At 34.6% G+C, this 14,046-nt stretch carries 13 protein-coding genes and 2 pseudogenes; 13 read left to right on the top strand and 2 right to left on the bottom strand.

From position 1 onward, the window contains the following. The first annotated feature begins 362 nt into the window (after nucleotides 1-362). From Q1X33_RS16270 to lspA, 10 genes and pseudogenes are all read left to right on the top strand, one after another. Nucleotides 363-566 carry a hypothetical protein gene (locus tag Q1X33_RS16270; protein WP_010750032.1) on the top strand — a complete coding sequence of 68 codons (204 nt, stop codon included), beginning with the start codon at nucleotides 363-365 and terminating at the stop codon, nucleotides 564-566. 351 nt (nucleotides 567-917) lie between these two features. After that, nucleotides 918-1,172 (top strand): annotated as a pseudogene (locus Q1X33_RS16265) (DNA cytosine methyltransferase); the annotation flags it as partial. Between the two features lie 551 nt (nucleotides 1,173-1,723). Beyond that, nucleotides 1,724-2,886 (top strand): IS3 family transposase gene (locus tag Q1X33_RS16260; RefSeq protein ID WP_131732210.1). Its coding sequence is split into 2 segments (ribosomal slippage): nucleotides 1,724-2,000 and nucleotides 2,000-2,886, totalling 1,164 coding nucleotides; the frame shifts between segments, so codons are not numbered across the junction. 129 nt (nucleotides 2,887-3,015) lie between these two features. Continuing rightward, nucleotides 3,016-3,231 carry a family 1 glycosylhydrolase gene (locus Q1X33_RS16255; RefSeq protein ID WP_081117352.1) on the top strand — a complete coding sequence of 72 codons (216 nt, stop codon included), beginning with the start codon at nucleotides 3,016-3,018 and terminating at the stop codon, nucleotides 3,229-3,231. Between the two features lie 408 nt (nucleotides 3,232-3,639). After that, nucleotides 3,640-4,980 (top strand): peptidoglycan DD-metalloendopeptidase family protein, encoded by a 1,341-nt coding sequence (locus tag Q1X33_RS16250; RefSeq protein ID WP_029486043.1) that lies wholly within the window; start codon nucleotides 3,640-3,642, stop codon nucleotides 4,978-4,980. Nucleotides 4,981-5,363: 383 nt separating this feature from the next. Then, complete coding sequence (locus tag Q1X33_RS16245) at nucleotides 5,364-5,699, top strand: hypothetical protein (RefSeq protein ID WP_029486042.1); 336 nt, start codon at nucleotides 5,364-5,366, stop codon at nucleotides 5,697-5,699. A 29-nt stretch (nucleotides 5,700-5,728) separates the two neighbouring features. Further along, complete coding sequence (locus Q1X33_RS16240; protein ID WP_029486041.1) at nucleotides 5,729-7,696, top strand: heavy metal translocating P-type ATPase; 1,968 nt, start codon at nucleotides 5,729-5,731, stop codon at nucleotides 7,694-7,696. Nucleotides 7,697-7,719: 23 nt separating this feature from the next. Then, a complete protein-coding gene (locus Q1X33_RS16235) occupies nucleotides 7,720-8,055 on the top strand; it encodes a helix-turn-helix transcriptional regulator (protein WP_051661423.1) in 336 nt (111 codons plus the stop codon). A gap of 206 nt (nucleotides 8,056-8,261) precedes the next feature. Further along, complete coding sequence (locus Q1X33_RS16230; protein WP_029486039.1) at nucleotides 8,262-8,486, top strand: hypothetical protein; 225 nt, start codon at nucleotides 8,262-8,264, stop codon at nucleotides 8,484-8,486. Between the two features lie 23 nt (nucleotides 8,487-8,509). After that, nucleotides 8,510-8,974, top strand: coding sequence for a signal peptidase II (gene lspA / locus Q1X33_RS16225; protein WP_034706604.1), 465 nt, complete (start codon nucleotides 8,510-8,512; stop codon nucleotides 8,972-8,974). A 285-nt stretch (nucleotides 8,975-9,259) separates the two neighbouring features. Here the strand turns inward: lspA and Q1X33_RS16220 are convergent, their stop codons facing one another. Beyond that, nucleotides 9,260-11,377 (bottom strand): heavy metal translocating P-type ATPase, encoded by a 2,118-nt coding sequence (locus Q1X33_RS16220; RefSeq protein ID WP_029486037.1) that lies wholly within the window; start codon nucleotides 11,375-11,377, stop codon nucleotides 9,260-9,262. Then, the gene (locus Q1X33_RS16215; protein ID WP_029486036.1) at nucleotides 11,374-11,733 is read right to left on the bottom strand and encodes a metalloregulator ArsR/SmtB family transcription factor; all 360 of its coding nucleotides are present in this window, start codon (nucleotides 11,731-11,733) and stop codon (nucleotides 11,374-11,376) included. The genes Q1X33_RS16220 and Q1X33_RS16215 overlap by 4 nt, the downstream gene beginning before the upstream one ends. Nucleotides 11,734-12,153: 420 nt before the next feature. Here Q1X33_RS16215 and Q1X33_RS16210 point away from each other — a divergent pair, with 420 nt between their 5' ends. The 3 genes and pseudogenes from Q1X33_RS16210 to Q1X33_RS16200 form a co-directional block, all read left to right on the top strand. Beyond that, nucleotides 12,154-12,324, top strand: coding sequence for a hypothetical protein (locus Q1X33_RS16210; RefSeq protein ID WP_000713595.1), 171 nt, complete (start codon nucleotides 12,154-12,156; stop codon nucleotides 12,322-12,324). A 13-nt stretch (nucleotides 12,325-12,337) separates the two neighbouring features. Beyond that, on the top strand, nucleotides 12,338-12,940 hold the full coding sequence (locus tag Q1X33_RS16205) for a recombinase family protein (protein WP_071519129.1): 603 nt from the start codon (nucleotides 12,338-12,340) through the stop codon (nucleotides 12,938-12,940). Nucleotides 12,941-12,955: 15 nt separating this feature from the next. Then, a pseudogene (locus Q1X33_RS16200) lies at nucleotides 12,956-13,633 on the top strand (DNA topoisomerase); the annotation flags it as partial. Between the last annotated feature and the right edge of the window lie 413 nt (nucleotides 13,634-14,046).

The following is a 14,046-nucleotide window of genomic DNA, read 5'->3' as shown; positions in this document are numbered from 1 at the left end:
TATCAATCATGTGAGCGATCGGATCCATTATCAGAAAAATGTGATTGTCGATGATTCTCAATCAGGCTTACTGCAGTTTGCGAATGCTTTGTCTATTTTGGCTTTAAAAGAACAAGAGATCTCTGCCTGATCCTGGTATTTTTTTCTACCGATCACTTCGGGTTGTGTCAGCAACACGGTTTCTGAAGGAGCGGTGGTGGTGGCTGGAGCGACTGAAGGAACAAGAATTTCACTCGGATTTAGACATAAAAAAAACGCTAAAAGCCTTGATAAATATAGGTTTTTAGCGTGAGTTATGGTATAATATGAGTACAGTAAAGTTTGTGACGGTGGCCTTTTTTTTGAAAGTGAGGTGGTGCATTATGAATGTACTATCGAAATCTGAAGAAAGGAGTAGCCTTTTGCAAGATGTGGATATAATCGGCATTTTGTTAGCAATAGCGCCTGTTTTATTAGCCTTCATTGGTTTAATCGAAGCATGTGTGAAACTAGCAGATACGATTATAAACACTCGTTCTTCTAAGCGTAAAAGCAAGAAGAAACGAAAAAAGAGTGCAAAAAAATAACCGTCAACTTTAGCAGGGTTACGGTTATTTTTAACTAATTGATCCGCCGCCGTCTTAAACGGTGCTGTAGGGGAGTTGTTAGCGCAACTCCTCTTTACATAGTAAGTATAGCAAGATTTCAGTGAAATATCAACCTTTTGCTCTACAGACGTGCCTTGCACGTCTATTTTTTTTGCCCTCCTAAGTGGTGGAGGCGGCTGGAACGTGGAGGGCAAAAAAGATCGCTTTTCTTTCTTAAAAAAGGTCTAATTACCACCATTGTTCCGAAATTTAACAAACCATTTCCTCGGTATTCTTAATCCATCAGGTACTTGAAATACCTTTCATGCGCATGAAGAAACTGAGTGAACAATGGAAAATGGTACAACAGAAAATAAAGGCACCTTTTTAGATCTTTTTTTAGGAATCGGAGGATTTCGTTTAGGGATGGAACAAGCTGGCTTTCGATGTGTTGGGTATTGTGAGATCGATGGCCATGCCAGAAAAAGTTATCAATCAATTTTTGACACAAAACAGGAGGTAGAAATGCATGATATCACAAAACTTTCAGATGAATTTATTCGAGGAATCGGACGTGTGGACATTATCACGGGAGGATTTCCGTGCGTGCGATGCGTTCCTAATTGAAAAGATTAGGCACTGAATTATTTAAGAACGCAAATGTGTTCAGTTCAGTAGAACTGATGATTCAAATGGTGGAATGAAGGGCTAACAACCTGAAACGCCTACCCTGAGGTTACGTTGTGCAAAATTATGGGTAATCATAGTGATGTACAAAGCGCGTTAAAGTCGGCAGAGAGTTGCCCAAACAAAGGAAAAAATTATTTTCAGATGTGGAAAGTTGTCCAGAGGTGGATGACGCAACCTATATGCCGGGGGTCTAAAAACTATCTATGGTTAGTATGTAATGACAATTACTAAGCGAATGTCCGTATGTACGGGTCTAGAGAATTCAGGTAATAGAAATGTTATCACCATTATTTGTGGGGTGTGTGAGGTCTAGTAAAATTGCATGGTATGAAAAACCTTGTAACGTTAAAGGCGTTACCAAGCACACAGGCTCAGAGGGCAAACCTAAGGAATGGATAGGCTACAATTAACTAGACAGAAAAATTAAGGTGTGTAGACTAGAAGAAAACATACCAGGAGGAATTTTTATGTCTAAGAGAACACGAAGAACTTTTTCACAAGAATTCAAGCAACAAATCGTCAATCTTTACTTAGCTGGAAAGCCACGTGTAGAAATCATTCGAGAATATGAACTAACGGCTTCAGCATTTGACAAATGGGTAAAGCAATCTAAAACGAGTGGTTCATTCAAAGAAAAAGATAATCTTACGCCTGAACAAAAAGAATTGTTAGAACTACGTAAAAGAAACCAGCAATTAGAAATGGAAAATGATATTTTAAAGCAAGCAGCGCTGATATTCGGACGAAGAGACAAGTAATCGATGCGAATAAGCATCTTTACCCTATATCAGCGATGTGCAGAATATTAGGTCTATCACGTCAGTCCTATTATTATCAATCAAAACCAAAGAAAGATGAATCAGAACTTGAAGAAGTAGTCGCTGAAGAATTTATCCGCAGCCGAAAGGCCTACGGCTCAAGAAAAATAAAAAAAGCCTTATCAAAACGAGGCATTCAGATCAGCCGACGAAAAATTAGTAGAAGCATGAAAAATAGAGGATTAAAATCGAGCTATACTGTTGCTTATTTTAAAGTACATCATTCTACTTGCGATGAAGCCAAAACGACAAACGTATTGAATCGTAAATTCTTAAGAGACAACCCATTAGAAGCGATCGTAACAGACTTGACTTATGTACGAGTCGGGAAAAAATGGAATTATGTCTGTTTCATTTTGGATCTGTTCAATCGAGAAATTCTCGGCTATTCTTGTGGAGAACATAAAGATGCCGTTCTAGTAAAAAAAGCATTTAGCCGTATCAAACAACCTCTGACAGAGGTTGAGATTTTTCATACTGATCGTGGAAAAGAGTTTGATAACCAAGCTATTGATGAATTATTAACAACTTTTGATATCAATCGATCATTAAGTCATAAAGGCTGTCCTTTTGATAATGCCGTAGCTGAATCAACTTATAAGTCGTTGAAAGTAGAATTTGTCTATCAATACACATTTGAAACCTTACAACAATTGGATTTGGAGTTATTTGACTATGTCAATTGGTGGAACCACCTTCGGTTGCACGGTACACTTGGCTACGAGACACCGGTTGGTTACCGTAACCAGAGATTGGCGCAGCGAATCCTTGATAATGAGCTCGGATGTGCTAACGCTAGCGAGGCAGTCTAACTTTAACTGTTAGCTCCTGCCGAAGATCGTCACATCCGAGGAGGCTCATTGTCAAGGACAATCGGAATAGCATACGGAAAGAAGTTCTGCACCTTATAAAATTTGTCAAAAAAACTGTTGCCATTCCAAATGAAGCAAGCAATATATGAGGGTGTCGAAATCTGGGGCTACATGGTTTGGAGCCCTATAGATATTGTCAGTTCAAGCACAGGGGAAATGAAAAAGAGATATGGATTGATTTATGTCAATAGAAATGACAACCAGAGCGGAAACTTTGAAAGATACAAGAAGAAATCCTTTTATTGGTACAAAGGGGTTATTGCTTCCAATGGGAATGATTTGTAGGAAGTCACTGCTTACTCATGAACTGTAAATGTACTTGATTTTTAGATTTAAAAGTCTCTGATATTTCAATTTAAGAAATATATTACTAAGATGAGAATTACAAGGAGAATTAATTGAGGATAAACTTATTTTAATTAATTGACTAAAGTCCTTTAATCCCCCCATTTATGTAAAGCTGAGATAGGATAAGAAAAGCTTAACAAGGAGTTGTATATCTTTTTTAATGCTACAAGGTGTAATCAGATATTGTTGAGTATCCATCGGATTACTATCAAAATCGGTTACTTGTATTTCAAAAATATGACAAAATATTTCTATTTGTTTTAAATTCTATTATTTCGAGTATTGTTTATTCTATTTGCTATGCTTTATATAAATAATATTTATCAAAAGTATAGGAGAATTTTTGTGAAAAAAAATATTTTTATTTCCAGTATTTTGATGTTGTTTTCTATGTCGGTGGTTTCTGCATATGCGGAGGATATAGATAATGAGATTGGTAAACAGGAACAGAAAATTGACGTGATAAAGAAAGAAACAAAGACCATAGAGGAGCAAAAGTTAGATACTGATAATTCAATTAAGAAAATTGATGCCGAGATTAAAGAAATACTTGAAAATAAATCAGTTACGGAAAAAAAAGCAAATGAAATTTCTAAAGAAATAACGGAGCTGACAATAAAGATTAACAAAAGAAAAGAATTGCTAAGAAATCAAGCTAGAGATATTCAAACTTCTGATTCATCTAATAGTTTAATAGAGACATTACTTAGCTCAGAATCTATTAGTGATGCAATAAATAAAGCCGTTGCCTCTATTACGATTATGAACGCGAGTAACGGTGTAGTAGAACAGCAGCAGATGGATATAAAAAAGAGTGTTGCACTTGAAAAAGAATTAGAAAAAAAACTAACTGACATTGAAGATCAGTCTGCTGAATTAGATAAGAAACAAAGAAACTTAGTTGATATCAAATTGGGACAAGAATTAGAGTTAGCTGAATTATCCCTATCTTTAAATACTGAAGAAGAAAAGAAACAGAAACTCATTGAGGAAAGAGATGAGGCAGAAAAGAAAAAGAAATTAGCTTTAGAGGCTTTGGAAAAGCAACGAAAAATTGAAGAAGACGCTAAGAGAATGGCTGATTTGGAAGTATCTAAGAAACGAGAGACAATTATTGATAATTCAGCAGAGAATGCGGAATTGGTTGATGAAAAAGCTACAAAAGAAAATCCAAGCGAGACAAGTAAATCTGAAGAAAATGTTGTATCGAATGAAGAAAAAAGCAACGTAGATTTATCTTCCAAAGAAAAAGATGTTCTATCAACCGAGGAGTCTAGTTCGTCAAATACTGGTTGGAGTAGGCCTCTAGATTCTATTAATATTTCAAGCCGATTTGGGTTTCGCTCAGATCCCACAGGATATTCTGGAAATCAACATGATGGTTTAGATTTTACCGGATCTACTGGAACTCCAATTTTTTCAATTAATTCCGGAGAAGTTGTTGCAGCAGGTTATGGACCGTCTACTGGAAATCATGTGATTATAAAACACTCTAACGGTATGTATAGTTATTATATGCATATGAGTACCCCACCGGCGGTATCAGTAGGCCAGTCAGTCTCTTCAAGAGAATACTTAGGAGGGATGGGAACGACGGGTAATTCTACTGGAGTTCATCTGCACTTGGGCATGTCTACTGGATTGTGGTCCGGTTTTGTGGACCCAGCGACTTATATAGGCTTATAGAATTTCATGTTTATTATTTTAGAGAAATCTAGTGTTTAAGGCAGTATGCTTTATTACGCTAGATTTTTTACTGGATTTATACACTTTTTTTAAATTATTCGAAGTAATAGAATTATCTTTTAATACGTTAAAGACAAGTATAAAGAATATAAATTAGGTAATTATTTCAATATTTTTCAAAACACTTTAATCTCATTTATAGAATATGTTTTAGATATCGACGTAAATTTAGGTGGAAATCGATGGTATATATTCAAAAGCAATCGATCGAAGCTGATTGCACAGAAGAAAAACCGTAATTTTTTTAAAATACATATGAATGATTTGACATATGTTTGATTAATCATTTATAATATTCTTATATTAACTAAAGGATGAGTAAGATGTCAAAAGAAAGAAAAAAAGAAATACGGAGAAAATTGATTAAGCTTTTAAATGAAAATCCTAACTGGTTAGATAGTGATCATACAGAACTAAAAAAAGAAATTCAGTTGTTGGGACAGTTTCTAGGATATAACTCCAAAAACAAAAAAATTGGAGACTTAACTTTAGAGAAATATTTAAAATTACTTAGCTTAGGTTTCAATAACCAAGAAATAAAAGGAATCTATCAGTTATCTGAGGGGAGCTTTAAGGAGTGGCTGAAAGAGCATGATTTTTATCGGCGAAATGTAGATGAGATTTTGAATGAAAACAAAGAATTCAAAAACTATGATTAATCATAAACAATATTTAGGAGGTAACGTAAATGGACAAAGAAGAAATCAACAACAAAAATCATTCTCTTAAAAACAAGACTAGTAACCATGGAGGCACTGAGCATAAACATAATGAAGAACACGATCATAGCCATGGGAATATCCCAGTATATTTTTACTTCATAGGGTTAATCACATTTTTAATTGCTCTATTTTTAGGAGAAGATCTACTTATACTTTCTAACATGTTATTTAGTATTACGGTGGTTTCTGCAGGGTACCATGTAATCATAGAGGGCTTTGGAGATACAATAAAAGATAGTTTGAGAACGAAAAAATTCATGCCTAATATTCATTTTTTAATGGTATTAGCAGCAGCTGCCGCAATGATTATTGGTAGTTTTGAGGAAGCCGGTCTATTGATTTTGATTTTTGCCGGAGCACATTTCTTAGAAGATTACGCTGAGGGTAAGAGTAAGAGAGAAATTACGAATCTACTAAAGCTAAATCCCACTGAAGCTAGAAGAATATCAACTGACAACTCTGTTGAAGTCGTGTCAGTTGATCAATTAGTGGTCGGAGATAAAGTGCAAGTTTTAAATGGAGGACAAGTGCCTACAGATGGGAAAATAATCTCTGGAACAACATCAATCGATGAGTCGTCTATAAACGGTGAAAGTATTCCAAAAGAAAAAACAGTGGGTGACGATGTATTCGGAAGTACAATTAATGGTACCGGTTCATTTGTTATGGAAGTTTCAAAAGATAGTAGTGATACTGTATTTGCAAAAATATTAAAACTAGTTGATCAATCGCAGAAAAATTTGAGTAAAACAGCAACAACCATAAAGAGGTTAGAGCCCAAGTATGTGACCTTAGTATTGATGATTTTCCCATTTATATTGGTCTTGGGTCCAACAGTTTTTGGATGGAGCTGGAATGTAACTTTATATCGAAGTATTGTATTTTTAATTTCATCTTCACCTTGCGCATTAGCAGCTAGTGCGGTACCAGCTACTTTATCAGCGATTTCTAATTTAGCTAAGAGAGGTGTACTGTTTAAAGGGGGATCATTTTTATCTAATTTAGGGGAACTTAAAGCTATTTCTTTTGACAAAACAGGGACTTTGACGAAAGGAAAACCCGTTGTTACAAATCAATATTTCATTGATGGGGTCGACGAAGAAGAGGTAATCGACGTTATTGTATCAATGGAAAAAGAATCAAATCATCCTTTAGCGACTGCTATAGTTAGTAATTTTCCACATACGGAGACAAAAACACTATCAGTAGAAAATGAGGTTGGCAGAGGATTAGTATCAACTTTCAATGATAATGAGTATAGAATTTCTAAACCTTCGGAATTTAACAGTTATGATAAAAACATAAAAGAAAAAGTTAATGAGTATTCAAAAGACGGAAAGACTGTTGTTTTAATAGCAATTAATAAGGAAGTTATAGGTTTAATTGCATTAATGGATGTCCCTAACTCGAATGCAAAAGATGCAATAGAATACTTCAATGATCAAGGTGTTCACACTACTTTAATTACAGGAGATGCTAAACTTACGGGTGAATCGATTGGCAATGAGCTAAAGATTGGTCAAGTAATTGCTAATGTTTTACCGGAAGATAAGGCGAAAATTGTTAAACAGCAACAGGATTCATATGGACTAACTGCAATGGTAGGTGACGGAGTCAATGATGCGCCAGCTTTAGTTAATGCGGATGTAGGAATTGCTATGGGCGATGGAACGGATGTTGCTATCGATGTAGCGGATGTGGTTCTAATGAAGAATGACATATCGAATTTAGTTTATGCTCATAAAGTATCTAGACGATTAAATAAAATTGTCTGGCAGAATATTATCTTTTCAATGTTTATTGTGTTGCTATTAATATCATTAAACTTTTTAGGTAAAATGACTATAGGAATAGGAGTTTTAGCTCACGAAGGAAGTACTGTGTTGGTTATTTTTAACGGATTGAGATTATTAATTCCTCAAAAAGAAATGTGAAAATTATAGGACGGAGATTCTAAATGAAAAATAAGGATTTAGAAAGATCAGTTGAGGGAGCCCAGAAAATCGTAAAAGTACTCAATGATCGAACCAGACTAAAAATACTGTTTTTTTTGTCGAAACAAGAAAGAAATGTCTCTGAATTACAGTCATTGGTCCAAAGATCACACACAGCAACATCGCATCATCTTTCTAAGTTGAAAAGTAATAGGATGGTTTCAGCAGAGCGTAAAGGAAAGTATATGTACTACTCCTTGAATGATGAACATATAAAAACTATTTTAAAAGTTCTGTTTGAACACACTATGGAAGAGGGTGAATTTTGTGGGACACCATCACAAAAAAGATTATTATAGAGATGACCACCATAAAAGTAACACTTACAAAAAAGAACATCATGGTAATCATGGTTCCTATAGAAGTAACAGAGGCTGCTTAGGCTGTTTAACTCAAATATTCCTAGTTTTAATTATAGTATCATTTATCTTTATCAGTGTTAATTTGTGATTATTAGCTGATGTGTTAAGTAATTGAGGTAAATATTTTGATACGGAGGAACTCAATGAATAGAGAAGAAATTTTACAAACAATCAAAGATCTAATAGCTAATGGCAATATTGAAGAAGCAAATGCTCTTTTGAATGAACAAGCTACATTCTTAGCAGATTATTATGATCAGGCAGCTGGATTATTTGAAAATTTAGATACTGTGCAAATACCTTTTTTTAATAACAAGGAAACTATATTGTTGTTATGGGAAAAACTTTCAAATTTATTCAATAAATAAATATTTAGATGATGAGGGCTTTCATGTTATTTGTAAGTGTAATATCAATATTCGTTCTTCTAAGTGTAGATCAGATTGCTAAATTATTGACAGTTAATATTTTTGCATTATATGAAGAAAGAGTCATTATTCCCGATATTTTTTCACTGACCTATATTCAAAATAGTGGGGCAGCTTGGGGGATTTTGAGTAATAATACAAACTTATTGATTGTTATATCGGTGCCCATAATCGCTATGTTGGGTTGGCTAATGTTAAAAAGTAAAAAAAAGATTCTGACGAGTGGCCTGAATTTTATTATTGCAGGTGCATTGGGAAACTTAGTAGATCGAATAAGGATTGGCTATGTAGTTGACATGCTACGTCTTGATTTTCTAAATTTCCCTGTATTTAATATTGCAGATGTAATGTTGACGTTTGGTGTGCTTTTGGTGATCACTGATTATCTATCAGATAAAATATCAAATGTAGAGAATAAAAATCATTGATTTTAATGGTCTTATGCAAGACATTCTGAGAAAAGTGCTATTAAAAAGTATCTGCTTAAATATATTCCATAAATTTTACTGATGTGACACAATCAGATTATGTCACATTCGCTAAAATCGCTCCATCCTTAGAGGCTCTAAGAGGAAATCACTTTTCTTTTAGGGCCTTGTCATTTTAATATTTAAATGGCGCATAGTTTGCTTCATAACTAGCGTTCAAAAAAACTAAAAATGTATCATAAAAAGAAGGCACGCTTATAAACATGCCTTCTTTTATTTGTTGTGTTATTTAACTTTCATCAATCGTAATCCGTTTAATGTTACTAAAAGCGTTGCTCCCATATCTGCTACAATAGCAATCCATAGTGTTAACCAACCTGGTATGACTAGTAGTAGAGCTAATAATTTTATCCCCAATGAGAACGTGATATTTTGCTTAATTACTTTTAGAGTTTGGCGACTAAGTCTAACAATGAATGGTAATTTTTGTAAATCGTCACCCATTAGAGCAACATCAGCCGTTTCGAGAGCCGTATCTGTTCCTGCACCTCCCATTGCAATACCTACCGTTGATGCAGCTAATGCTGGTGCATCATTAATGCCGTCGCCCACCATTGCTACTTTATTATAAGTTGTCCGCAATGCTTTAATCGAATCTAATTTTTCTTGAGGCATTAGATCTCCTTTTATCTCAGTCACACCTAATTGTCTACCAATAGATTCAGCTGTCTTAGTATTATCACCAGTAAGCATAATAGTGTGTTCAATTGACAATTTGTGGAGTTCAGAAATAACGTCAGCACTTGAATCTCTTACTTCATCCGCGACAGCAATTACACCTAAAATTTGTTCGTCAGTACCGAAATACATGGCGGTTTTCCCTTGTTCTTGAAATTGTCTGTATTGTACTTTGACCGCTGTTTCTTCGATTACTGATGCAGAAAACAGTTTAGGACTTCCAATATAGTAACGTATGTTTTGATATATCCCCGTAAGCCCTTTACCTGTGATAGATTGGAAATCCTCGATTTGTATTGACTTGTAATCAACATTAGTCTTATCTGCTTCATTTAAAATAGCAGAAGCTAATGGGTGTTGAGAAAGAGATTCCAGCGATGAAATAATCGATAGATAATTTATACCAGTGTCAGAACTGGTTGTAATGAAATCTGTTACGACAGGCTTTCCTTTTGTTAAAGTTCCAGTCTTATCGAAAGCAATTGCTCTCAAATGACCAATTTCTTCCAGGTAGACTCCGCCTTTTACTAAAACACCATTTTTTGCTGCATTGCCAATAGCCGAAACAATTGAAACAGGTGTTGAGATCACCAATGAACAAGGACATCCGACTACTAAAATGGATAACCCTTGGTAAAGCCATTTATTCCAATCGCCACCAAAGAATAGCGGAGGAACAACAACTATCATAAGAGCCATAATAATTATGAATGGCGTATAGTATTTTGCAAATTTATCTACAAAAGCTTGAGCAGGTGCACGTTCTCCTTGCGCTTCTTCAACTAAGTGAATGATTTTGGCAATCGTTGTATCCGTTACTTTTTTTGTTACTCTGACTTCAAGAACACCTTCTTCATTTAGTGTGCCTGCAAAAACTTCATCATCTAACTGTTTTTCAACAGGAACCGATTCTCCTGTTATTGCTGCTTGGTTTACTGAGGAATGACCGTTGATAACAAGTCCATCCATGGCTATTTTTTGTCCGGGTTTAATGATCATAATATCGTCGATATCGATTTTATCGACACTGATTAATTGCTCTACATTGTTTCTCCTGATAAGAGCTTCTTTTGGAGCTATATCCATAAGAGAACGAATCGACTGTCTTGCTTTATCCATTGAAAATCGTTCCAAAGCTTCGCTAATAGCAAATAGTATTACTACAATAGAACCTTCGGCCCATTCTCCAATAAATGCGGCTCCAATAATTGCAATAGTCATTAAGGATTCCATAGAGAAGTCCAATTTGATCAAATCAGAGAATCCTTCTTTAAATAAATCATATCCACCAATTATTATTGCCAATATATAAAGAGCTTTCGTTAATAGATGATCTTCGCCCAATGAGAGTTGGGAAATCACAGCAACAAGTATAAAACCAAGAGAGATGATTAAAGCGATATTCCGTTTAATAAAAGACTCTTTTGATCTGACTTGTTCAGGATTTTCTTGATCATTACGAATGATAAGATTTTCAAAGGCTCCCGCTTCTTCGAGTTCTTCAATAGTTGTTTGGCCTTCTACTGAAATCTTACTTGCACCAAAGTTTACTGTTGCATTCGTAACCCCTGGTAACTGTTTCACATTTTTTTCAAATTTACCTGCACAATTTGCACAGCTTAACCCTTCTATTCGATAGGTTTTTTCGGTCATTTTCTCACTCATGCTAGCACCTCTTCTTTAAAATTTACGCCAAGCTCCATAAGATTTAAGATTTTGATATTTTTAATAAAATAGTAGACTAACTTACCATCCTTGTGACTATCAACTACTCCCAATTTTTTTAAGGAGTTCAGGTGGTGTGAAGTTGTTGCAACTGAAGCATCAATGATATTTGCAATATCACAAACACATAGCTCATCTTCATGAACCAAGGCGTGTACAATTTTTAGTCTATTTTCATCTGACAATATTTTAAAGAAACCAGTTACTGACCGAGTGTCAAAGTCGGTTAGTTTAGCTTTAGCACGATTAACCCTATCTTCATGAATACAATTAATTTCACAAATTTCATTAGTCATACGATCATTCCTTTACATTCAAATATTCGTTTGAATGTATTGTACCAGAGCATTTATCTATATTCAAGTGATTGTTTGAATGTTCATGAAATAACGATTTGCTGGACGCTCTTTTTAGATACCATACTTAATAAGTATTGCTTTATTTATGTGTTCATGAACTCGTAACTAAATCATTGTTCAATTAAAATTTAAATTTATGAGTATTAGGACAAATCTTGGATGTGGTCAGAAACTTAAAAGTTTTTGATCCTTTTTTGATTTCTCATTTCATAGCTCTTTCAGCAGCTCAATTTATTAGGTCAGAAAGTATTTCATTAAGAGGTCAACAGAGTATACTTATTTGTCCTAATATGGTTTTAGCAGTATAATTGACTTGGTGAATAGGTCATTTAAGTTGGGCATAATAGGAGGAGTAAAATGAAAAAATTTATTTATCGAGTTTTAGAAAATGACGAAGTGGTGGCTATTTTTAATGAGCAACAATATGCGCAAGATTTTATCGCTTACGAAAAGACAATTTCTGATAAGCAATTTGAAATTGAAAAAGTAGATATAGCTGATTGGTTATTGCAACCGAGAGAATTTTAGAGGTTGGTTGAAAATGGCTAAAATTGGTTATGCACGTGTCAGTAGCAAAGAACAGAACTTAGATAGACAACTGAAAGCGTTAGAGGGCGTTTCTAAGGTCTTTTCAGACAAATTAAGCGGTCAATCGGTCGAACGCCCACAATTACAAGCTATGCTTAACTATATTCGTGAAGGGGATATAGTTGTTGTTACTGAATTAGATCGATTAGGACGAAATAATAAAGAATTAACAGAATTGATGAATCAAATTCAAATTAAGGGGGCAACCCTGGAAGTATTGAACCTTCCTTCCATGACAGGGATTGAAGATGAAAATTTAAGGCGTTTGATTAATAATTTAGTGATTGAATTATATAAGTATCAAGCTGAATCTGAACGTAAACGTATTAAAGAACGACAAGCCCAAGGAATTGAAATAGCTAAGTCAAAAGGAAAATTCAAGGGTCGTCAGCATAAATTTAAAGAAAATGATCCACGTTTAAAACATGCTTTTGATTTATTTTTGAACGGTTGTTCCGATAAAGAAGTTGAAGAACAAACTGGAATTAATCGCCGAACGTTTAGAAGGTATCGATCAAGATACAACGTGACAGTAGATCAAAGAAAAAAACAATGAAAAGAGGGATAGTTAATGAGTACGGTTATTTTAGCTGAAAAACCAAGCCAGGCATTAGCCTACGCAAGTGCTTTAAAACAAAGCACCAAAAAAGACGGTTATTTTGAGATCAAAGACCCACTATTTACAGATGAAACGTTTATCACCTTTGGTTTTGGGCATTTAGTCGAATTAGCAGAACCAGGTCATTATAACGAAAAGTGGCAGAACTGGAAACTTGAATCTTTGCCGATTTTTCCTGATCGATACGATTTTGAAGTTGCAAAAGATAAGGGAAAGCAGTTTAAAATTGTTGCTGAACTTCTCAAAAAGGCAAATACAATTATTGTCGCAACAGATAGCGACAGAGAAGGTGAAAATATCGCCTGGTCGATTATCCATAAAGCAAATGCCTTTTCTAAAGATAAAACGTATAAAAGATTATGGATCAATAGCTTAGAAAAAGATGTGATCCGAAGCGGTTTTCAAAATTTGCAACCAGGAATGAATTACTATCCCTTTTATCAAGAAGCGCAAACACGCCAAATTGCCGATTGGTTGATCGGCATGAACGCAAGCCCTTTATATACCTTGAATTTACAACAAAAAGGCGTACAAGGTACATTTTCATTAGGACGTGTACAAACACCGACTTTATATCTCATTTATCAACGCCAGGAAGCAATAGAAAACTTTAAAAAAGAACCTTTTTTCCTGAATAATTCATAGTTTTACTAATAGTCTTTCCTAACATTGATTTAATAGTCTTTAAAGTATTCTGCTTCATCACCCATTAGGTGATGAAAAAAGAACCCCTTTCTGATTTAGCGGACAAATACTTTGACCTAATCTCAGAAGATATAAAAGAAAAAATAATAAAATATCCGATTTATACTTTGTATAAAGAACTAAAGTAGTTAGCAAATCATTTACAGCAAATCACTATGTTCCACATACCATTTTACATACTTACCTTATCCACGACACATGTTGAGATAGTATCGAAGATAAAGAAAGTTGCTCCATGTTGTTTTTGCGAGATGGGGAAATCAAAGCCACATTGACAACCATGATGAATAAGCTTGCTTTCAGTCATAAGCTAATCCTAGAACCACTTTTCAAGTCAG

The organism is Enterococcus sp. B2E4 (assembly GCF_030499455.1).
Classification (GTDB): domain Bacteria; phylum Bacillota; class Bacilli; order Lactobacillales; family Enterococcaceae; genus Enterococcus_D; species Enterococcus_D casseliflavus.
This window is presented reverse-complemented; position numbering and strand designations above follow the sequence as displayed.